Source organism: Rhodococcus sp. P4_F3_2 (assembly GCF_056401335.1).
Map to the genome: position 1 here is coordinate 1 of NZ_JBFUJN010000035.1, position 22,100 is coordinate 22,100.

The following is a 22,100-nucleotide window of genomic DNA, read 5'->3' on the forward strand; positions in this document are numbered from 1 at the left end:
ACGGTAACGGTACCTCGCGTGTCACCAGAGGCGGTTCGTACCTGTGCCACCACAGCTACTGCAACCGATACAGGCTCGCCGCTCGCTCAGCGAATACACCTGAATCATCTACGGGCAATTGCGGTTTCCGGATGGTGCGCCAATGACGCATCTAGATCAGAGACCAGGCACCACCGCTGGCGGGGGTTACCGTATGCGCCTTGAATTCGTCATCCTCGGAATGCTGGCGATGAGTCCGTTGTCCGGCTACGACATCCGTAAGTGGATGGACGGCCCCGGACAGTATCTCGGATACGGAGTCCAACTGCCGCACATCTATCGGACGATGCCCAAACTCATCGACAAAGGCTGGGTCGAATTCGAGGTAGACCTACGAGACGGCAAGCCCGATGCCAAGGTCTATCGGCTCACCGACACCGGGCACACGGCCCTACTCGACTGGGCGCGATCGCCCTACACACCGTCACCACGGCCCTCCGATCCAGATTTCAAACTTCGTCTTCTGTTCGCGGGCCAACTGGGCCCGGACGTCGCCATCGAACTGATCCGCACCGAGTTGGATTTTCGCATCGCCCAGGCCACATCCCCAGGTTGGCAAGCCGTCGTGGAGATGAAGCTTGAGCCCGCCTCTGGAATCGACGCGTCCTGGGTACACGAGTTGCACACCACTGCTCACGAACACGGGTACATGGCAACCGCGAGTTACATCGCGTGGCTCCAACTCTCTCTCGCGAAGTTCGAGAGAGAAGCGAAGGGCACGGTCAGCTCGGTTCCCTACCGAGGGCAAGGCGATTCGGTCGATTCGCCTGTACAGAAGGCGCGCCCCTAGTCCTGGGTTTTGCTGTTCGTTGGAGCTCCTCGCGCAGGGTTTCTCGCCGATCTTTCAGGCTTCGGGCGCCGATCTCACGGCCATGAAGACCATCAACCCCTCGATCTCGGGTGGGCGCACATATTGCATCAATTGAATCAACTCAGTCGTGAATCGACGTCGTACGCGCAAGGAAGCTGGCATGACCTCAGACCCCGACGATACCGATCGTCGCTGGCCGACGAAACTCTATTCCGTTGGAAGCGAGCCCGATCCGCGCTTCAGTCTCGCCAACGAGCGCACTCTTCTCGCGTGGATCCGCACCTCGTTGGCTTTTCTCGCTCTCGGTGTGGCGCTCGATGCCCTTGACGACATCGTTACCGCAGGGCACAGCTCGTTGCTCGCACTCGGTTCGGTGAGCTTGGGACTGTTGTGCGCCGTGGGAGGCGTGCTCAGGTGGTGGAGGAATGAACGAGCGCTCAGGCGAATGCTGCCTCTCGCCGCCCCACTGACCGCTGTCGCGGTGACAGTCATTGTGGGAGGAATTGCGGTGCTCTTGCTGGCTTTGGCCATCGCGGGGCGCATCCCGTGAATCTCTCTGGGGATCATGGCGCGCAAGTCGAGCGCACTGCCCTCTCGTGGCAACGCACTGCAGCGGCAATATTGGCGTGCGCGCTCGCCATTTCGCGCATCACCACTCCTCATCTTTCATGGGTTGCCGCTGGGGTGACGGCAGCAGCCCTGGGTCCGGTACTGGTACTTATTCTCTTATCTCACAACAGGTATCGGCACATGACGTATGCGCTCGGAACACCTCAAGCGCAGGGGCGGGTGCGTCGAGGCAATCTCCCGGATGCGCGCCTGCCGATCGCGGTCTCTGTTGTCATGATCGGAATGTGTCTGTTCGAGTTGGTTCACCTTCTGAGCGCTCGAACTGCGTGACCGGTACGCCGATCGGGCCTGACCTGGTGTGACATGCAGAACCACAGCGCCGGAGGTCCATCTGTAAATTTCTATCCGCGATCGCCGACGTGGCACCGGTGAGTTGCGCGCCCGGAGTACACCTGCGGCGGTTGTGCCGCGTCATCCTTTGCCTTTGCCGGATCACTCTGGTTTGCATTTTCGAGGATTGGTATTCCGTTCTTCGTCTTGCTTTTCGTTTCCACAGTCGGCCTCGGACCACTGTGGAAGAGAGTCGACCTCATTTTGATTCTTTCGCTACACGGCATCGAGGGTCGGTCGTCGGTCACGATGGAGCGCTGACGCAACTCGCTGTCTCGACCAGTTCCCGCCGCCGCTGGCCGAATCGCCGACGTGTGTCTGTGATCTCCTTGCAGGCCCCCCGGGCCGCCGCCCGGGTTTGGCTGAACGGCTCAGAGAGGGTCGAGCACGCCGAACCATGGGTCGACCGGGACATGACCGATTGCCCGACCGTGGGGGCCGAGCAGTGCGCCCACACGCTTGATGTGCCGGAGGGCCACTGCGCGCTCTACGATTCGTATCCCTGGAACTCGTTCAGCGAGAATCGTTTCGAGTCGTTGCAAGTCTTCAAGTCCTCTCATCCACAGTGAGATCATGAGGTTGGCCGCGCCGCCGGTCAGACCGACGGTCAGTCGGGTCTCGGGAAGGTCTGACAATGTTCGCGCTACATCGGCGTGCTGTTCGGGCGGTACGTCTGCCCAGAGTGTGGCCGATACCGGCCATCGTGTGAGGCCATGTGGGACGTCACAGCGCACGACGATCTCGCGGCGGGCCAGTACTCCTTCGATTCTGCGGCGAGCAGTCGGGCGGCTGACGCCGAGCCTGTCGGCTAGTTCACTGACGCCCATCCGTGCGTCTTCGGCGAGTAGTCCCAGCAGTTCGCGATAGCTACGGTCCGAGACGAGTGCCGGGGCATCGGTTGTCCTGGGTCGGTTGCGTTCTATACGGCCCTGTTCGCCGATGTCAAGGGAGCGGAGCTGCCAGTCACCGCCTTCGACAAAGATGCGGGTACCGGGCTGTGTCTGGGTGGACGATACGCCCGCGATCTGCGAGATGCCGTGCAGCAAGAACTCCGACAAGGCTTCGAGACCGGCAGTCGCGACGGTGAGCACGAGATCGCGAGAGCCGGTGACGTGCTCGATTGTGACAACGCGAGGATCCGTCGCCAAAGCCTCAGCGACGCTCAATACCTTGTTCGTGACGCAGTTCACCTCGATGAACGAGACATTGAGACGGTGTCCCGCCCCGGGCCCGGGATAGGCCGAAAGCCACGCAGAGCCGGCTGAAACCAGTCTGGACCACCGCCTGGCCACAGTTGCGGCATCGAGGTCGAGTGCTTGTCCCAGTTGGGCCCACGAAGCACGCGGCGCCAACTGAACAGCATTGAGCACCCGCATCTCGTTCTCACTCAGACTTTCCATATGAGGTTTTGAACTCCTTGGTTCTTTCCATTTCTCGCATATTGGCGGATCTTATGTTTCCGATCCCTAGTGTCGCATCTCATCAGTTCCACATTCCACGAAGGGACCTCAGATGCCGCTTCCCGACGGGCACATAACGGCGACAGTTCCACCAGCAGCGGTGCCGTCCGGTCGGCGAGGACACCAGCCGAGTAAGGCACGAACGAGTCGGCGAGCACTCAGCGCGGCGACAGTCGGTTCCGTGGTCGAGTCGTACGACTGGAGCATGTACGCAGTGCTCGCGCCCTTCTTCGCCGATCAACTGTTTCCCGGTGTCGGCACGACCGCGACCCTGATGGCCTACGGCGGATTCGCCGTAGGCTTCCTGGCCCGCCCGATCGGGAGTGTTCTCGTCGGGCGCCTCGCCGATCGCAGAGGTCGCCGATTCGGACTCATGCTGTGCATCTCGGTGATTGCCGGTGCAAGTTTGCTCCTCGCTGTAGTCCCGTCCCACGCCATGATCGGAGCGTGGTCGGCAGTCCTGGTGGTAGTTGCCCGCTTGATCCAGGGGTTGGCCTACGGCGGCGAAGCTCCCACCGTTGCGGCGTACATCACCGAAACAGCACCGCCGCGCAGGCGTTCGCTCTTCAGCGGCATCTCCTATGCCGGGGTCATCATCGGATCACTGATGTCGTTCGCCACTGTGGCGGTACTGAACGCCACTCTGGGTGAAGAAGGCCTGGCAGAGGGTGGATGGCGCTGGGGGTTCGTCGCCGCCGCTCTCATCGGTCTCGCAGCGATCTGGGTTCGCAAAAGCGCCCCGGAGAGTGAACAATTCGAAGAAGAACTCGAAGCGCACGGAACCCAGAGACCTCCCGTCCGCACGGTGTTCACCCAGCACCCGTTCGCATGTGCGGCGTTGTTCCTCATCGTCGTCGGCAGCACGGTCTCGTTCTACTTCTCACTGGTGTACCTCCCCGTCTTCGCCGATCACATCGGAGCGGCAAGTAAAGCCGGTGCGTCGTCGTTCATGCCGGTTGTTTTTGTCACCACACTCGCGGCAATGTTGTTGTCGGGGCTACTGGCCGACCGCATCGGCTTGATCCCGGTGATGCGCGGTGGCGCGCTCATGTTGACCGTCGCCGCAGTTCCACTCTTGTACGGCATGTCTTCCGGTTCCCTGCCGTTTGCAATGGTCGCCGTAATCCTCGGAATCCTTGTCGCACCGCAAATAGCTCTCGCCAATCTGCTGAGCGGGCTGTTGTTCCCCGTCGCCGTGCGGGCCGTTGGCGCGGGAATCGTCGGTGCGGTGGCAGTTTCCGTGTTCGGCGGAACCTTTCCGTTACTCGCCGAAGCACTGGCGATCCGCGGGCACTCCGCTCTTATTCCCTACTATGTCGCTGCCGCGGCGGCGATCGGGCTCGGCGGAACATTCGTCGCCACCCGAGTTCCCGGTTTCACCGCCCTTGCCCGCCCCATCCGCGATGAGGTCCAACCATGAGCGCAACATTCAGCACCACATCCTTGGTCGACGACGCTCGAACCATGTCCGACGAGCTCATCTCCCTACGACACCGTCTTCACGCAGAGCCCGAGATCGGCCTTGACCTGCCTCGCACCCAGGAGAAAGTTCTCGGGGCTCTGCAAGGCCTCCCGCTCGAGATCACTCGAGGAACACAGTTGTCGTCAGTGACCGCCGTCCTACGCGGTGCACGTCCCGGTAGCACCGTCCTGCTACGTGCAGACATGGACGCCTTACCTGTGCACGAGCTCACGAACCTCGAATACAGGTCCCGGTTCGACGGAAAAATGCATGCGTGCGGTCACGACTTGCACACCAGCATGCTTACCGGTGCAGCACATTTGCTTAGCGCTCGTCGAGAACACCTCGCGGGCGATGTGGTCTTCATGTTTCAGCCCGGCGAGGAAGGCTACGACGGCGCGGCCGCGATGATCACCGAGGGAGTCCTCGACATCGCAGGGACTCGCGTTGATACCGCATACGGTCTGCATGTGATGTCCTCGGGTTTTCCCGCCGGCACCTTCTTGACACGACGTGGCCCCTTCCTGGCTGCCTCTGACACCGTCACCGTCACCGTCACCGGAGCGGGCGGACACGGATCGTCACCGCACCGGGCCAAAGATCCCATCGCTGCAGCTTGCGAAATGATCACCTCGTTACAGATGCACATCACTCGGACATACGACGTCTTCGACCCAGTCGTCGTCACCGTTGGAGCGTTCCACGCGGGCACCCAACACAACGTGATCCCCGAAGCAGCAGTCTTCGAGGCCACTGTGCGCACTTTCTCCGCATCCACCCGCAGCGCGATCAAAGACGGATTCGATCAAGTCTGTCGCGGAGTGGCCGCCGCACATGGCGTTGATGTCGAGGTCGACTATCAGGAGTGCTACCCGGTCACAGTCAACGATGCAACCGAGGCTGAATTCGCCGTTCAGACCGTGGGAGAGGTACTCGGTGAGGAAAGAGTGGGTTGGGCTCCGACACCGGCTGCCGGCTCGGAGGACTTCTCGCGAGTACTCGACGTCGTTCCGGGAGCGTTCATCGGCCTCGGGGCTACCCCGAGCGATCGCGACTGGTCAACCGCGCCCAACAACCACTCTGCGAACGCCGTTTTCGACGATGCGGTACTCGCCGACGGTGCCGCTGTGTACGCCGAACTAGCCGCTCGCCGTCTACAGATACTCGCGCAGCAAGATTAGAGAGTTTCCCAGCTGATCCTCGAACACCTTGAAGGCCAGTTTCTGTGTCTCGCCCCGGCCGAGGAGAGCGCCAACGCTGCAAGGCACGGGTCGCTGCGAGGGCGAGCGGCCTACGGGGACGCGTCTCCGATCCGAGACAAACGGATTCCGCACAGTACTGCCGATAATGGAGAGTAGACCGAGATGGCAAGCACGAGAATGACATTGTTGTCGATCTACCTTCGACACCGACGCAAACCGAAGTTGACGACCTCTGCGGACGCACTCAAGCATCTCGCTGCACCGAAAGGCGATCCCGCTCCTCCCCGTCGCTTCCACACACGATTCCGAGTGACGAGGCGCACGGTCCATGGTTTCGATTGCTACAGCCTCGAACCGCGGACGACACATTCGACTCAGGCTGTGGTCTACGTCCACGGAGGCTCGTACGTCAACGAAATACTCGCCCCTCACTGGTCGTTCATCGGGGAGCTGGTCGACTCGGGCTGCCGAGTCGAGGTGCCCATCTATGGGCTGGCGCCCACACACGATCACCACGCCGGCGCAAAGTTCCTGACATCCGTATACCGTGATCTCCTCAGCGAATTCGACGCGACACGAATTACTGTCATAGGCGATTCGGCAGGGGGAGGTTTAGCGCTGGCAGTAGCGCAATCCTTGCCCGAGTCCGGTCTCGCCCAGCCGGCCCGCCTCCTTCTGCTGTCACCGTGGTTGGACGTCACGCTGTCCAACCCGGACATAGCCGCGATGGAACACAAGGACCCTTGGCTCAATCGAACACCGTTGGCGGACTTCGCTCGCGCATGGGCGAACGGCACAGCACTCGAATCAGCCGAGTTGAGTCCGATTAACGGCCCGTTGCACAACCTGCCTCCGATCGAGGTGTTCGTGGGTACGCACGACATTGTCTACCCCGATGTAGTGCGCCTACGCGACCTGGCGACCAAGGAGGGGAACCCCATCACTGTCCACGTGGTGGAGGACGGGATCCACGTGTACGTGCTGGCACCAGTTCCTGAAGGCAGGCTCGCGAGGCGGCGCATAGTCGAATCGCTGTCGGTCTCGGGGACGCGTTGCTTTCGTCGGTAGATCCGTCGAGGGGCCGGCGCGGGTGCGGGGCAAGCGGTGGCTGCATCAGTTGCTGCCGCGAAATCGAGCCACCTCACCCCCGCTCGATAAGCGACGTCCCGCTCATCGCTTTCGCGCATGCCCCCTGGACACCATCGGTTCGGCCACAGTTCGCATCGCATGACGGACCTGGCGGTCAGGCCGCTCTGCTCGGCCGAGGGCCGCGATTGCGGTGCGCGGCTGGTTCATGTTGCGAAGTATTTCCGCGGGCCGCGGGTTTGACGACATTTTCTCCGAGTTCGAGTTCAGGTCAACGGACAGCGACAATTCCGGCTGCAGACCATCGCCGGGTCTCCCTCATCGAAGACCCTGACACCTCCCGCAGCCGGAATTGCCTCCAGCCGTGACATATCGATTCCTCGTCGGTTCCATCCAGTCGCGATGCTGCGGCAGTAGTCGATGTCACCGTCGCCGGCCGGCATCGCAACTGCCGGTCTATGTTCCGAGCCCATGCTCACCTGTGCTCCGACGAATCACAGGTGGAGTGCAAGGAATTCCAGCGTGGGACCGATGGCCTCGGCAGAATATGCGACCGCGTGCCGGGACCCTGGAAGCTCTCGTGTCTCGACGAGGGTCCCTACCGACCGCAGGCGGTCTGCGAATCTGGTCATCTGATCGAGCGGGATCAGTTCGTTGGAGGAGTTCAACAAAAGTGTGGACGCCTGCCCCGGTGCGACGTGAGTGATCGGTGAGGCTTCGGTGGCCAAATCGTTGCACAGGTTGATATGAGGGAGGCATCCCAGATAGATCTCCGCTGCGCCGAGTGCGAGTGCTGTGTTCGGGGCGCTCCCCTGGCCGGTGAGATCGTAGGGTCCAGACCAGCCCACGACTGCCTTGAGCGGAGCCTGCCCCGCGGTGACTGCCTGCATGAGTAGATGCGCCCCGGCCGAGGTTCCCAAGCCGCCGATCCGATCTGCGTCAATTCCGAAGGCATCCGCGTGTGCGTGGATGTGGTCGATGGCCGACTTCACGTCCTCGACCTGACGGGGATTCCGCGGAGCCGACAACTCGTAGTCGACATTGAAGACGACGAAACCAGCGGCAGCGGCCTGCCGCGCTTGGTCGTCGAGCAGGGCGCGAGAGCCGCGCACCCATGCACCCCCGTGGACCATCACGATCGCAGGGCCATGCGATGCCACAGGGCCGGCGGGACGGTAGACGGTCATGGCTTGGGGGCCGTGGTCGGTGGGGTAACTCGTTTCCGTGTAGGTCGGTTCCCCTGGCGGTGTCGACGGTGTTTGAGGGACGGGCACGCTCGCCGAAGCGATCCCTGTAGACAAGAGCACCGCCACGGCGGTGGCACCGACTTTGGTGACGATGGACGAGCACAGTCCCGCTTTGGTTGTTCCGGCGAGCATGGAAGCCCTTTCTGTTCCTGTACAAGAGTTTTCGGCTACGCGCCCGGCAGGTGGGCGGGGTGTGGCTGCGCGATTTCAGGCAGCCTGTTCGCCGATGCTCTCCGTGCCAGGCACCCGGGGGTCCGGCACGGGGAGGCTTTTGGCAGCAGCGCGGCGCGAAATCAAAGTGCGCGCTGCTGCGAGACGGTGACGCGTTTTCTGGAAACTTATTTCTGGGTGTATGCACGAAGGGAAGGGTTGACCATGACGCCCCACAGGTCTTCGTCGACACCGACGTTGTCGCGGGTGGCGAAGACGAGGCTCGACCGTGCTACCGGTGCGAACCAGGCGTTGTCGACGAGCCATGTGTCGATCTCGCGCAGCGCCGTGTCGTAGGCATCGCCTGTCACGCTGCGGGCTTTTACGAGTAGAGCGTCGAGCTGTTCACTGCGAGCGCCCATCGGATTCCACGTCGCGGAAGGTAGTACGGATTGGCCGATGTCCTCCCACGCGGTGCGGGAGCCGAGCTGCATGTAGAAGATCGGGTACTTTCCGGACGAGAGTTCGGGGATGGTCTTACTGGGGGGGATTTTTTCCCAGGTCACGTTGATTCCTGCTTCCGACAGCTGCTGGGACAACGCCGGCGCCAGGCCCGGTTGGGATGCGGAGAACCAGTCGGGAACGGTCAGATCGAGCCCATTGGGGTATCCGGCCTCGCTGAGTAGTGCTTTGGCTTTGGCCGGGTCGTGGGGGTAGCGAGTGTCCAGATCGGGATCGTAGGCGGCACTGTCCTCGGCGAATATCTGGGTGGTTGCCGTGCCCGCGCCGAGCATGAGTCCCTCGACGAGTTCGTCCCGTCCGAGTGCGTAGTTCAGTGCCTGCCGGACTCGGACGTCGCCTAGCGCAGGAWCCGAAGAACCCTGCCTGTCGGCGATGACGAAGCCGGACCAGTTGACTTCCCGTTCGTACAGGCTCAGTCCGGCGCCACGTGCGTCGTCACTGCTGGCAGGAGAGAGTTGTGTGGCGCTGATTTCGCCGTTTTTGATGGCGTTGAGGCGAGGTGTCAATTCGGACATCGACCTGACGACGACCTTGTCGTACGGGTATGCGTCCTTGTTCCAGTGCTCGGGGTTGCGTATGTAGGACTGACGGTCGACACCGGAATTGCCCGCGTCATAGATGTACGGTCCTGTGCCCACCGGTTCCTTTGCCAGCGTGCCGGCAGCTATGGACTTCGGTGAGGCCATCAGCCCGCCTACCAGGGCGAGACTGGGCAGCAGCGCAGGGTCTCGGGCGCGTAGTTTGAGTATTACCTGCTCGGGCGAGATGACCGTGACGTCGGTTACTGCGGCCAGTTCTTGTGCGGCCATGCTCGGGGTCGAACGTGAGTGATCGAGGTTCACCTTGACAGCTTCTGCGTCGAAAGGCGTTCCGTCGCTGAACTTCACACCCGTGCGCAGATTGACGGTGAGTTCGGTCTCTTCGGCGTTGTACGACCACGATGTGGCGAGGTCGGGTTCGAGATTCTTGTCCTTGCCGAAGCGCAGCAGCGTATCGAATACCGGTTCCCAATACACGACGTCGTTGCCGAGGAGGTTGCTGTCTGTGTCGAACGATGTTTTCGGGGTGAGCGAGGCAATGGTCAGGGTGTCCGATGTCTGGCTCGTCGCTCCTCCGCTGCTACACCCTGTCACTGCAAGGGCAACGGCGACCGCGGCAACACACAGCCGGGACCAAGTTCGTGGCATGGACTCTCCTCGTCGAATGGATCCGCTTCCGCCACTATGGCGGGGATCACACTGAAGCAGTAGCCTACTGACTGAGTACTCGGTCGGCAAGCCCTTTCGGGCCTATTGTCATCGATAGATATCCGGCAAGAAGAGTTCTCCCACTCCCCCGACCTCACGACAAACGAAGGAAACGCAATGAGAGCTGTCGTCCTGATGTTCGACACATTGTGCAGACGCTATCTGGGGCCCTACGGCGGAACCGACATCCCTACACCGGGTTTCGACCGCCTCGCCGAACACAGCGTGCGCTTCGACAACTGTTACGCCGGCAGCATGCCGTGCATGCCCGCTCGCCGGGAGATGCATACCGGGCGACACAACTTCCTGCACCGCTCCTGGGGCCCACTCGAACCCTTCGACGATTCGGTCCCGTCGATCCTCAGCGCGGCCGGAATCCACACGCACCTCTCGACCGACCACTACCACTACTGGGAAGACGGCGGCGCCACCTATCACAACCGGTTCGACACCTACGAGCTCTTTCGAGGCCAGGAAGGCGACCGATGGAAGGGCGTCGTCGATCCACCCGCCCCGCCTGCGAACCTCAACCCCACAACGACTGTGGCACGACAGGATTGGATCAATCGGACCTACATGCCGACCGAGGACACGCATTCGCAGACCGCGACTGTCGATTCGGGTCTCGAGTTCATCGCCGTGAATGCTCACGCGGACTCGTGGATGCTCCAGATCGAGTGCTTCGATCCTCACGAACCCTTCTTCACCTATCCCGAATACCTCGCGATCGCCGGGGTCGACACGTCCGAACCGATCTTCGACTGGCCCCAGTACCGCCGGGTGACCGAATCAATGAACGAGCAAGAGCGACTCCGCCGCTCTTACCTCGCCCTTCTCGCGCAATGTGACCGCTCGGTGCAACGTGTGCTCGCCGCATTCGACGAGCACGACTTGTGGTCCGACACTGCCCTGATCGTGTGCACCGACCACGGGTTCCTTCTGGGAGAGCACGGCTGGTGGGGCAAGACCGTGCAGCCGTTCTACGACGAGACGATCCACACCCCCCTGTTCGTCTGGGATCCCCGCTCCGGTGAGCGCGGATCGAGCCGAGAAGCCTTGGTGCAGACGGTCGATCTCGGCCCGACACTGTTGGATGTGTTCGATTGCCCGCCCACGGACCGCATGCAGGGACACTCTCTGTCGGCGGTGATCACCGAGGACGCCCCGATCCGTAAGGGCGCTCTGTTCGGGGTCGCGGGTGGGCACGTCAACGTCACGGACGGGCGGTACGTCTACATGCGTTCGTGCGTACGACCGGAGAACTCACCGCTCCACGAGTACACACTCATGCCCACACATATGCGTGGGCACTTCTCTGCAGAAGAGCTGCGCGCGGCCGAACTTGTCGAGGGGTTCCCGTTCACCCGCGGCATCCCGGTGCTCCGCACTCCGGCGTGGACGGTCGGCAATCCTTTCCGCTTCGGAACACTGCTCTACGACCTCGAACTCGACCCACAGCAGCAGCGCCCCTTGCGTGATGACGACGAGCTCGAAATGACGATGATCGAGTTGATGGTCGAACTCATGCGCGAGAGTGAAGCACCCGCAGAGCAGTACGAACGCCTCGGTCTGCCGCCGACAGGTCCGGTCACTGCCGAGCATGTGTTGATCTCCGCGCAGTGGAATGCGGTAGTGCGAAGCACCGCGAGCGTCCCGATGAAGGACGACTTCGCACCGGACGCACCGGTAGCTCACGCTCAGCTGAGCGAATTGCTCGCCCACGCGCCCACTGCCGCCGTCGTCGAAAGCCATTTCCCGTTCATTTCGGGATTGGCACCGATGATGCGCGAACGCCTCATCGGTGCCGGCATCGTCGAACTCAACGGTTTCACCGGATCTCAGGACATGGACGGGCTCCTCGCGATCGATCGCGAGCTACGCTCCGCTCTGACCACGTAGCTCGCTCAGCGCCAGCGCCGAACGCTCTGCCCGGCGCTGGCGCTGGCGCACCGGATCAGCGATCGGAGCGGCAAGGAGCAGTTCGCGAGTGTATTTTTCGCGAGGCTCTTGTGTGACTTGCGCGGTCGTACCTTCCTCGATCAAACGCCCACCCCTCAGGACCGCTACGCGGTGACTGATCCGGCGAACCACAGCCAGGTCATGAGAGATGAACAAATAGGCAATCCCAGTGCGGTCCTGAATCTCGGACAACAGGTCCAGAACACGCACCTGCGTGGCCAGATCGAGCGCCGAGGTCGGCTCGTCGCACACGATCAATTGAGGGCTCAGGGCCAACGCACGAGCTATCGCCACGCGTTGGCGCTGCCCACCGGAAAATTCGCTGGGATATCGCTGCGCTGCGTCCCTCGGCAACCCGACGGCGTCCATCAGCTCCCGAACTTGCTCTCGCGCCGCTGATTTGGTCACTCCGGCAACCAGGAGCGGCTCGCAGAGGGTGTCGGAAATCGTCAGGGCAGGGTTGAGCGAGGTGTAGGGGTCTTGGAAGATCACCTGCACCTGGGTTGCGAGGGCGCGTTGTTGCCGGCGTGACAGCGACGTTCGGTCCTGGCCATCGAAACGGATTCTGCCCGAACTCACCGGTGCCAGGCCGAGCAGCGCCCGTCCGATTGTTGTTTTCCCCGAACCGGATTCGCCTACGAGCCCCAGAGTCTCGCCGCGCTCGATGCTGAACGAGACCTCCTCGACCGCGCGCATGACCGCCCCTGTTCGGGAGCGTTTGGGGTAGGTGACAGTGAGTTCGTTTACTTCGAGCAGGGTCATTCGGCTACCTCGATAATTTGCTCGCTGGAGTTTCTGGGTGCACGAAGTTCGTCTTCGCGGCTCGATGCAAGGAGTTGGCGTGAGTACTCGTGTGTGGGACCGGCGAAGAAATCCTCCAAGGTGGCTGTTTCTATCACTTCGCCGTTGCGCATCACTACGACGTCGTCGCAGATGTCGGCGACGACTCCGAGATCGTGGGTGACGAGCACAAGTGCCATTCCGAGTTCGAGTTGCAGGTCGCGCAGGAGATCCAAAATTTCTGCTTGGACGGTGACATCGAGCGCCGTGGTGGGTTCGTCCGCGATCAGCACGTCCGGTTCGGTGGAGATCGCACCGGCGATCAGCACGCGTTGAGCCATACCTCCGGACAGTTGGTGGGGATATGAACCCAGGACACGCTCGGTGTCGCGGATTCCGACGCGCAGGAGCAAAGATGCGGCCTTGGCCGTGGCATCCTTGTCGTTCATGCCCGCAGCGCGCATGGGTTCGGTGAGTTGTCGTTCGACGGTGAAGGAGGGGTCGAGGTTGCTCATCGGTTCTTGTGGAACGTAGGCGATTGCGCGCCCTAGAAGCCGTCGCCGGGCGCGGCCTCTCAGGTGGCCGATTTCCTGTCCCCCGACCCAAATCTGTCCACCGACGACTGCGCCGCCTTCACCGAGGAGCCCGAGAATAGCGAACGACGTCTGCGATTTTCCCGATCCGGATTCTCCGATCAATCCGAGTGTTCGACCGCGTTCGACCGCGAAGGACACTTCGCGCACGACCTCGCGGTCTTCACCTCGCGCGGCTCCGTAGGCGACGGTCAATCCTCGTACTTCCAGCGCCGCAATACTTTTCTGTTCGGGGGTCGAGGTGTGGGGCGCAGGTTTACGGATCGGTAGGGCACCGCTGGGTTGCACCGAGTCGCGGATTCCGTTGCCCACGAGGATGAACCCGGCGACGGTCAGTGTGATCGCCAGGCCTGGCCACACGATGCCCCACGGTTGTCGGGAAATCGATGCGAGCGCATCACTCAGCATCACGCCCCAGGTCGGCTGGGTCGGATCCCCGAGCCCGAGGAATTCGAGTCCGGATTGCACCGAGATCGCCACGCCGGCGAGGATCGACAACATCACGATCGTCGGTCCCATGACTGCGCGGAGAATATGGCGCGCGATGATGCGTGAGTCACTGAGTCCGGAGACGCGGGCGGCGTCGACGTAGAGTTCGTCTTTGACGCCGATCACGGTGGCGCGCACCATCCGAAACAGGCTCGGGGAGATCATCACTCCGAGCAGGCACATCGTGACCGCCAAGTTCGGTCCGATAGCTGTGATCAAGGCCAACAGAACGAGAATGGCGGGCAGCGACATGAGGACGTCGGCGACGAAAGACAACGATATGTCCCATCGGCGGCCGAAATAGCCGGCAACCAAACCTCCCGGCAGGCCGATCACGACCGCGACAAACAGGGTCAGGGCCGCGCCGAGCAGGGTGATCCGTGTGCCTGAGATCAAGCGGGACAAGACGTCTCGTCCGGCGGAGTCCGTGCCGAGGAGGTGGCCACTGCTTCCTGGGTCGGCGAGCACGGAGGTCAGGTCCGAGTGTGAGGGATCCGCCGGCATCAGGAGATTGGCGAACACTGCCACGAACAGCACTCCGGTCAGCACTGCCAGGCCTATGATGGTCATCGGTTCGCTGAGCGCGCGGCGCCAGGCTCCACGATGCACGACGGGACGGTCCCCCGTCACCACTGGATCAATGCTCATCGCACACGCACCTTCGGGTTGAGGATCACTTGGATGACATCGACGAAGAGGTTGACCACGACGACCATCACCGAGGAAAACACCACGATCCCCATCACGACCGGACGATCTCCTTGGATGGTCGAGTCGACAGCCAGCGTTCCCAGCCCGGGAAGTGCGAACACGCGCTCGATGACGACAGCCCCGCCCAGAAGTCCGATGAACTGCAACGCGAGGATCGTCAGCCACGGTTGCGCGGCGTTGCGCAGCGCATGCTTGTAGAGCACCGATCTCTCCGAGAGCCCCCGAGACCGGAGGGTCCGGATGTAGTCCTTGCGCAAGGTGTCGATCATCGCGCCGCGTGCCTGTTGTGCGGCCGAAGCAATGCCGCTGATCGACAGCGCCAACACCGGCAGCGTGATCGACCATGCCCATGCCGAGACCGACACTCCGATCGGTGTGTAGCCGGTAGCCGGGAAGAGATGCAAGCCCACGGACAACCACGCCACCAGCACCACTGCGACCCAATATCCGGGAAGTGAGTGGCCACCGATCGAGACGAATTGAATCGCTCGGTCCAACCACCCGCGCCGCACGGCTGCCACTACGCCGAGCACGGCACTGAACACGCCGATGATCAACATTGCAATCACCACGATCGACAAGGTCACCGGTAGCCATTGCAGGATCTTCTCGGTGACCGAGGTGCTGTCGAAGAACGAGGTCCCGAGGTTTCCTGTCAGTGCGTGGGAGACCCAATCCGCGTACTGGGCGAGCACCGGCCGGTCCAACCCGAGTTCGTGGGCCTTGGCATCGACCACCTCCTGTGTCGCGTCCTGCCCTACGACTGCACGTGCCGCATCGCTCGCTCCGGAGAACGTGAGGAAGAAGGAGACGGTGGCCACGACGGCCACCATGAGAATCCCCACCCCCGCGCGCCGCAAGATCATCAATAACACTTCTCGAGCCGCCTTCCAGCAGAATGTTGTGGCCCTTGTCACAAATCCCCATCAGGCTAGCCGACCGAGTACTCGGTAGCAATGCCCTCGGCTCGCCACACGGAACCGACCGAGTAGACGGTATGCCTGAGGGAAGTCCCCTATCCTTCGACTATGGGAACCACCGAAGTTGCACGCCTCGCAGGAGAAACCGCGCGCGCCAACATCCTCACTGCCGCCACCGAGCACTTCGCCGAACACGGGTTCCGGCGCACCTCACTCGCAGCGGTGGCACGAGCTGCGGGACTCTCCCAGGCCGGCTTGCTTCATCATTTCCCCAGCAAGAAGCGCCTTCTTGCCGCCGTCCTCGGATCCAGGGACGTCGAGGACCTCCAACTGCTGGCCCAAGGATTGGACCACGCGGGCGGCGATCTCATGGCAGTGCTCGACCTTCTCCCCGAGGTGGTTCGGGCAAACAGCCACCGCATGACCGTCGTTCGACTCGCACACGTCTGCGCGCTCGAATCCGACGCCTCCGATTGGGCGCGACAGCGTCGACAGGCCGTCCGAAACATTTTCGAATCTGCCGCCCTCCGAAGCGCGGAACTGGGGACCGCACGAGAAGATGTCGACGCCGCCCAAGTTGCCTCGCTGATCATCGCGACCTTCGAAGGGCTCGAGAACCAATGGCTTCTCGATCCGGACTTCGACATGGTCGCCCCCATGCAGGCCATGGTCGACATGCTCCGAAGAGATCTCACGAACACCTAGTCCCGGCCCACCTCGCAGAGCAGTCTTTCTTGGTTTTGTGACCGTAAACCTACCTACCAAGTACTCAGTAGGTATGCTCCTCGTATGACTGCGATCACAGTCGTGTTGACAGTTGTGCACCGCAGTCGAGCGAGGCACGCGATCGGCACGTTCGCGTGATTCGCATATGCGGAAAACCTGTTGCCGTGTCCGTCGACAAGCCGGTACGGCGCAATGTTCGTGGTCTCCGCGGTCGCTGTTCGAAGTGTCCTGATCTTTCCGAATCTGTTGCTGCGCAGGTTCATACGGCCACTTCGACATCCTGACGACGTGCACCTCCGCTGCGGTGCGCCACCAATGACAAGACTGGAGCAACCTGTTCATGCGAATCCTCTATCTCGATGTCGACACCCTGCGCGCCGACCACACCACGCCGTACGGATACGACAGAGACACGACTCCCAATCTCCAGCGGCTGGCCGACAAAGGCGTGACCTTCGACAGGTACTACTGCTCCGACTCACCGTGCCTGCCGTCTCGCACAGCTCTGATTTCGGGTCAGTTCGGCATTACCAACGGCGTGGTGAGTCACTTCGGTGAAGGTGCCCGATTCCGGCTCGACTCCGGGCACGGGACCGAACCGGATCGACCGTTGTTGGGCCAGCTGCTCGAATGTCACGACCACCTTCCCGCTGTGGTGTCGATGTTCGGCGAACGACACCGTGCCAACCACTTCACCGGAAGTTTCCGCGAAGCGATCCGGGCGACCGGCAATACTCGAGACGAGCAGGCGCACGAGATCAACGCCGTCGGTATCGACTGGATCCAACGGCACGCAGACCAGGAAGACTGGTATCTGCACTTGACCTACTGGGACCCGCACACTCCGTACTCGCAGCCTTACGAGTGGACCGAAAAGGCTGCGGCGGCAGGGCCTGCGCCGGCGTGGCCGGATCAGGCCACGATCGAAGCCCATCGCGAGATCTACGGACCGCACAGCGCGCTCGATCTGCACTACGCCTACTTCCCTCAGACGAGCCCGAGCCCGAGCATGCCCGATGCCATTGAAACCCGTGCTGATTTCGAGCACCTGATCAACGGCTTCGACGGCGCCGTCATGTACTGGGACCACCATCTCGGCCTGCTCATGGACGAACTCGAACGTCTGGGCATAGCGGATTCCACCGCGATCGTCGTCAGCGCCGATCACGGCGAATCCTTCGGCGAGAACGGCTCCTACGCAGAGCATGGTCTCGCCAACGAATCGACCCACCGAATTCCGTTGATCGTCTACTGGCCCGGCGTGACCGACGACCTCACACCCGAGCAGAGACGCAACGACGCACTGCTCTACAACATCGACTACGCGCCCACCATCGCCGAGCTGATCGGTGCGGAGCAGCCGGCCGGATGGCAGGGGACGTCGTTCGCGGCCGCGATCCGCGGATCCGAGATCGAATCACGCGAATACCTCGTCCTCGGTCACGGCGCCCATACCTACCAGCGTTCCGTTCGAACCAAAACCCATCTCTACACCCGCACTTACCATCCCGGGGCATTCCGCGCCGAATGGGAGCAATTGTTCGACATGAGCGCCGATCCGCATCAGACGACAGACATCCTCGACGAGCAACCCGAACTCGCCGCACACATGCGAAGCCTCCTCCAGCAATGGTGGGACGAGTACGCCGGGCGTCCCGGTTGCCTACCCGACCCCATGCAGACGTCCCTGCAAACAGGACCCACGCACTACAACGATCCCCAGCGTTACATCGAACATCTGCGCGCGACCGGGCGAAGTCACCTCGCCGACCATCTCGCCGAACAAATTCGTCGCCCGGACTTTGTCGTGCCCGTCGCATCACACACCGAAGCGCCGCCGCGGCTCGCCGAAATCTTCATCAAGAACTATCAGCTCGCTCTCGCCCGGGCCGAGCGCAGCACACACAACGCCAGCTGAGAGGAAAGACCATGACTGCAACGCACGCACGCACGGTTCCCGGTGACGCCGAAATCGACAGCGTCCTGGCGACCCTGGATCTCGAGACCAAGATCAAGCTCCTCACCGGCCGCGACTTCTGGACCACCTGGCCGGTCCCCTCAGCGGGGTTGCGTCCGATCGTGATGTCCGACGGCCCGGCCGGCGTTCGAGGGCAGCACTGGGACGAGCGCGACCCGTCGGCGAACTTCCCCTCCGGTTCAGCACTCGGAGCCACCTGGAGCCGCCGAGCTGCCGCACGATACGGCGCACTCCTGGCGGCCGAAGCGCACCGCAAGGGAGTAGATGTCGTTCTCGGCCCCACCATCAACCTCCACCGGTCACCGCTCGGCGGTCGCCACTTCGAATCTCTCTCCGAAGACCCACAACTGACGTCCGCACTTGCCACCGAATACGTCCGCGCTCTCCAGGCGGAAGGCATCGCGGCATGCCCCAAGCATTACGTCGGCAACGAATACGAAACCGAGCGCTTCACCGCCAGTTCCCGCATCGACGAACGCACTCTGCGCGAGGTGTACCTCGCTGCCTTCGAAGGTCCCGTCGTCGACGGCGGAGCCTGGTCGATCATGTCCGCCTACAACTCGGTCAACGGCACCACCATGTCCGAACACCCGTTGCTGACTGCACCGTTGAAGACAGGATGGGAATTCGACGGGGTCGTCGTCTCGGACTGGACCGGTGTGCGATCGACCGTCGCCTCGGCGCAATCCGGCCAAGACCTCGCCATGCCAGGCCCTTTCGGTTTCTGGGGCGAGCAACTTCTCGCCGCTGTCCACGACGGAAAGGTCTCCGAAGCCACGATCGACGACAAAGTCCGGCGCTTGATTCGTCTCGCCTTCCGGGTCGGCGCTTTCGATATCCGCGACACACCCACTGACACACCTGCGGTACCGGAGTCGGTCACGGTGGCCACCAAAGAACTCTCCATCGAAGGTTCAGTGCTGCTCGCCAACAACGGACTGCTGCCCCTCCCCGCTGCCGTCGGAACCATCGCCGTGATCGGCCGCCACGCAGTCGAACCCCGAACTCAAGGCGGTGGCAGCGCGACAGTACTGCCGGAAACAATCAGCGCGCCTCTCCGAGCGCTGCGGCGAGCATTCCCGGTGAGCACCGTCAGGCACAGCATGGGCATCGCCGAACCCGACACGCTCATCCCACTCGATCCCGACTCCCTGACCGACCCTGCCAGCGGCGACCCGGGCTTGCGTGTCGAGTTCATCGACCACGACGGCGAACTCGTCCGCTCCGAACGGCGCACGAGCTGCCGACTGGTGTGGTTCGGGAATGCACCAGTCGACGCGACCTCCCTGCGCGTACGCACCCAGTACCTTCCCACCGACACCGGCGTACTCCGATTCCAAGCCTCCTGCGTCGGAAAACTGCACGTCAGCGCCGAAAACCGCACCGTTCTCGACACCGAACTAGCGCCCATCGGTACCGACCTCGGAGCCGCGCTACTCGAGCCGCCCGCCGCCACAGCGGACATCGAGGTCGTAGCCGGCGTCCCCATCGACATCACGGTCACCTACGCCGGACCCATGTTCGCCGTAGGTATTGCCGCACTCAACATCGGGCGCGAACGCGACGCTGATGACGGCGATCTGCACGACGACGCCGTCGCCCTCGCCGCAGCCTCGGACGTCGCGATCGTCTTCGTCGGCACGGACTCGAACGGGGAAAGCGAAGGGTGGGATCGATCGTCGCTGAGACTTCCTGGAGATCAAGACGATTTGGTCACTGCCGTCGCGGCAGTCAATCCGCGCACGATCGTCGTCGTCAACGCAGGCGCGCCCATCGTCATGCCATGGAAAGACGATGTCTCAGCGATCCTTCTGACGTGGTTCGGAGGGGAGCAGATCGGAAACGCAGTCGCAGAGATACTCTCAGGCGCATCCGAGCCCGGCGGGCGGCTCCCCACCACCTGGCCGGCATCGGAAGAGGACGTACCTGTCCTCGACACCACCCCAAAGGAGGGGGTCGTCGACTACAGCGAAGGGGTCCACGTCGGATACCGCGGATGGCTGCGCCAGAACCGAACCCCGGCCTACCCCTTCGGATTCGGACTCTCCTACACCAGCTTCGAAATCGACCGCATGAGTGCGGTCACAGGCCACGCCGTCGATGTCACGGTACGAAACACCGGCGATCGCACAGGAAAATTCGTCGCCCAAATCTACGCACACCGACCGAAGACGACCATTGATCGCCCCATACGTTGGCTTGTGGGGTTCGCCGACGGCGTACTCGCCGCCGGCGAGACAACCACCACACGAATAACGCTCACGCGCCGAGCTTTCCAGCATTGGGATGCCGGCTGGCAAACCGAAGCCGGAGACTTCCATCTCTCGGCCGGATTTGACGTCTCCGACTGCCGCACCTCCGTTGTTCACCGCGCACACTGCTCGTCCTGAACACCAGGCACCCCCATTCGAACAAGAACCCGAGCTCACATCGAATGCCCGAGTCCGGCGACAGCGCAACGTATGCCGCAACACACAGCTGAGCAACAGCCCGGTCACCCCCGAGAACGACTCGAAACAGACTGCACGAGCGTTACATCGGCGAACAACCTGCACGCTGTCACCTTCCCACGACGGCGGGCAGGAAGACGGCCGGCTACTGCAAATGCGAGGGAGACCGCCTTCTCGGCAATACGGACACCACACTGCACTGCTCACGCCGGAAGTCGACCGTACCTGTCTACTTGCACCTCGATTCGACCCCACGCAATCTCCCGCATCCACGATTTCACCCCAAACGACCCGAAAGCACATGACCGCCAACCGAAGTTCGTACTCACCGAGAACTGATCCGGCGCAGCTCGCAAAAGCACTCTTCGACGAACTTTCACATCGCTATCGCGAAGATCGGCAACGCAGGATCGCCACCGAAAAGTCACAGATACTCGTGCGCTACCGACCCGGAGAAGCCGAGGCACTACTCGCCCTCGCATTGAACTGGGCACCGTACGGAGGCGTGCCAGAGGCCGAAGTATTCGAACGATACGGGACCACCCTCAACAGTTTCGTCGACCAACTCTGGGTCGTCGTACGTCACCTTCAATGCGACCGCAAAACCAAAGACACACTCGCAGCGGCGTACCCCAAACGCCGGAATCCACCCACTGAATCCTAAAAGACACCGCCAACCGAACACTGACAACCCGAAACTCACGGAACACGTGGAGCCCCCGTTTACACACCGGTGCGGGCGTCGACGCCAGCCGGATTCCGGCCATCGCACTACTACGACGGTCACGGTGACATTGCAAAGTGAAGGTGAGAACCTGGTTGTGGGGCGGACGCCGCTTTCTCGCCTGACGTCGTACCCATCGAGCCTTCTCCACCCCGTGAAAGCGAAACCAAGTCTCAAGCCCGAAACGATGCGTAGCCTCACCTGCGCGAATGCGCTCGTCAGTGGACGACTCAAGCACGTGGAGGCGCAACACCCCCGCCACCGTTTCATCTGTTGTGCCACTCCAGAACCCATGAATCACACGAAATAACCTGTCCGCGTCTATTTTCCGGCAGCCCACACGATTGTTGGGCTACCCTGGACGCCAACCGTCCGCGGGGGCGAGTCGACCCAAAAGCCACACCCCCTGGCACCGCTCCGCTGTGGAAGGCAGTCGGGACACCCTAAAACCCGTCCGAGGCCGGTCAACGTCGCTAGCCAATCGGTTCGGCTTTGGATTCGGCGAAGGTAAGGCATCGTGGGTTCAGAATCAGCGGGCACGAACACTCATCTCTTCCGGTCGATTTCGGATCAGACGAGACGCC

At 62.2% G+C, this 22,100-nt stretch carries 18 protein-coding genes; 12 read left to right on the forward strand and 6 right to left on the reverse strand.

The annotated features are described in order from the left end of the window. The 4 genes from AC1DWA_RS27355 to AC1DWA_RS27370 form a co-directional block, all read left to right on the forward strand. The coding region (locus AC1DWA_RS27355; RefSeq protein WP_477917318.1) for an SUMF1/EgtB/PvdO family nonheme iron enzyme at positions 1-146 on the forward strand (146 nt) is incomplete at its 5' end. 47 nt (positions 147-193) lie between these two features. Continuing rightward, positions 194-829 (forward strand): PadR family transcriptional regulator, encoded by a 636-nt coding sequence (locus tag AC1DWA_RS27360; protein ID WP_477847806.1) that lies wholly within the window; start codon positions 194-196, stop codon positions 827-829. A 181-nt stretch (positions 830-1,010) separates the two neighbouring features. Then, a complete protein-coding gene (locus tag AC1DWA_RS27365) occupies positions 1,011-1,400 on the forward strand; it encodes a YidH family protein (RefSeq protein WP_477847808.1) in 390 nt (129 codons plus the stop codon). Next, entirely contained in the window at positions 1,397-1,750 is a 354-nt protein-coding gene (locus tag AC1DWA_RS27370; RefSeq protein ID WP_477847810.1) for a DUF202 domain-containing protein, read from the forward strand. Before AC1DWA_RS27365 ends, AC1DWA_RS27370 begins: the two co-directional genes overlap by 4 nt. A gap of 431 nt (positions 1,751-2,181) precedes the next feature. Here the strand turns inward: AC1DWA_RS27370 and AC1DWA_RS27375 are convergent, their stop codons facing one another. After that, positions 2,182-3,210 carry an Lrp/AsnC family transcriptional regulator gene (locus AC1DWA_RS27375; protein ID WP_477847812.1) on the reverse strand — a complete coding sequence of 343 codons (1,029 nt, stop codon included), beginning with the start codon at positions 3,208-3,210 and terminating at the stop codon, positions 2,182-2,184. A gap of 112 nt (positions 3,211-3,322) precedes the next feature. Here AC1DWA_RS27375 and AC1DWA_RS27380 point away from each other — a divergent pair, with 112 nt between their 5' ends. The 3 genes from AC1DWA_RS27380 to AC1DWA_RS27390 all read left to right on the forward strand — a co-directional run bounded on the left by AC1DWA_RS27380 (position 3,323) and on the right by AC1DWA_RS27390 (position 7,002). Then, positions 3,323-4,690, forward strand: coding sequence for an MFS transporter (locus tag AC1DWA_RS27380; protein WP_477847814.1), 1,368 nt, complete (start codon positions 3,323-3,325; stop codon positions 4,688-4,690). Continuing rightward, positions 4,687-5,913, forward strand: coding sequence for a M20 metallopeptidase family protein (locus tag AC1DWA_RS27385; RefSeq protein WP_477847816.1), 1,227 nt, complete (start codon positions 4,687-4,689; stop codon positions 5,911-5,913). Before AC1DWA_RS27380 ends, AC1DWA_RS27385 begins: the two co-directional genes overlap by 4 nt. Before the next feature lie 183 nt (positions 5,914-6,096). Then, positions 6,097-7,002 carry an alpha/beta hydrolase gene (locus AC1DWA_RS27390; RefSeq protein WP_477847818.1) on the forward strand — a complete coding sequence of 302 codons (906 nt, stop codon included), beginning with the start codon at positions 6,097-6,099 and terminating at the stop codon, positions 7,000-7,002. Between the two features lie 512 nt (positions 7,003-7,514). Here AC1DWA_RS27390 and AC1DWA_RS27395 read toward each other — a convergent pair. Beyond that, a complete protein-coding gene (locus AC1DWA_RS27395; RefSeq protein WP_477847820.1) occupies positions 7,515-8,399 on the reverse strand; it encodes an alpha/beta hydrolase in 885 nt (294 codons plus the stop codon). A 206-nt stretch (positions 8,400-8,605) separates the two neighbouring features. Then, positions 8,606-10,126 (reverse strand): ABC transporter substrate-binding protein, encoded by a 1,521-nt coding sequence (locus AC1DWA_RS27400; RefSeq protein ID WP_477917314.1) that lies wholly within the window; start codon positions 10,124-10,126, stop codon positions 8,606-8,608. Positions 10,127-10,303: 177 nt separating this feature from the next. On the opposite strand from AC1DWA_RS27400, the gene AC1DWA_RS27405 reads away from it, so the two are divergent. Beyond that, entirely contained in the window at positions 10,304-12,085 is a 1,782-nt protein-coding gene (locus tag AC1DWA_RS27405) for a sulfatase (RefSeq protein ID WP_477847824.1), read from the forward strand. Here the strand turns inward: AC1DWA_RS27405 and AC1DWA_RS27410 are convergent. The 3 genes from AC1DWA_RS27410 to AC1DWA_RS27420 are packed head-to-tail and all read right to left on the reverse strand — an operon-like array spanning position 12,062 to position 15,584. After that, positions 12,062-12,907: an ATP-binding cassette domain-containing protein gene (locus tag AC1DWA_RS27410; RefSeq protein ID WP_477847826.1), complete on the reverse strand. Its 846-nt coding sequence runs from the start codon at positions 12,905-12,907 to the stop codon at positions 12,062-12,064. The genes AC1DWA_RS27405 and AC1DWA_RS27410 overlap by 24 nt on opposite strands. After that, positions 12,904-14,655 carry an ATP-binding cassette domain-containing protein gene (locus AC1DWA_RS27415; RefSeq protein WP_477847828.1) on the reverse strand — a complete coding sequence of 584 codons (1,752 nt, stop codon included), beginning with the start codon at positions 14,653-14,655 and terminating at the stop codon, positions 12,904-12,906. The genes AC1DWA_RS27410 and AC1DWA_RS27415 overlap by 4 nt, the downstream gene beginning before the upstream one ends. Continuing rightward, complete coding sequence (locus tag AC1DWA_RS27420; RefSeq protein ID WP_477847830.1) at positions 14,652-15,584, reverse strand: ABC transporter permease; 933 nt, start codon at positions 15,582-15,584, stop codon at positions 14,652-14,654. Before AC1DWA_RS27420 ends, AC1DWA_RS27415 begins: the two co-directional genes overlap by 4 nt. 162 nt (positions 15,585-15,746) lie before the next feature. On the opposite strand from AC1DWA_RS27420, the gene AC1DWA_RS27425 reads away from it, so the two are divergent. The 4 genes from AC1DWA_RS27425 to AC1DWA_RS27440 all read left to right on the forward strand — a co-directional run bounded on the left by AC1DWA_RS27425 (position 15,747) and on the right by AC1DWA_RS27440 (position 21,456). After that, positions 15,747-16,343, forward strand: coding sequence for a TetR/AcrR family transcriptional regulator (locus AC1DWA_RS27425; protein ID WP_477847832.1), 597 nt, complete (start codon positions 15,747-15,749; stop codon positions 16,341-16,343). A 361-nt stretch (positions 16,344-16,704) separates the two neighbouring features. Further along, positions 16,705-18,282 carry a sulfatase family protein gene (locus tag AC1DWA_RS27430; protein ID WP_477847834.1) on the forward strand — a complete coding sequence of 526 codons (1,578 nt, stop codon included), beginning with the start codon at positions 16,705-16,707 and terminating at the stop codon, positions 18,280-18,282. Positions 18,283-18,293: 11 nt separating this feature from the next. After that, positions 18,294-20,732 carry a beta-glucosidase gene (locus tag AC1DWA_RS27435; protein ID WP_477847836.1) on the forward strand — a complete coding sequence of 813 codons (2,439 nt, stop codon included), beginning with the start codon at positions 18,294-18,296 and terminating at the stop codon, positions 20,730-20,732. A gap of 361 nt (positions 20,733-21,093) precedes the next feature. Further along, entirely contained in the window at positions 21,094-21,456 is a 363-nt protein-coding gene (locus tag AC1DWA_RS27440) for a hypothetical protein (RefSeq protein ID WP_477847838.1), read from the forward strand. Positions 21,457-22,100 lie beyond the last annotated feature (644 nt).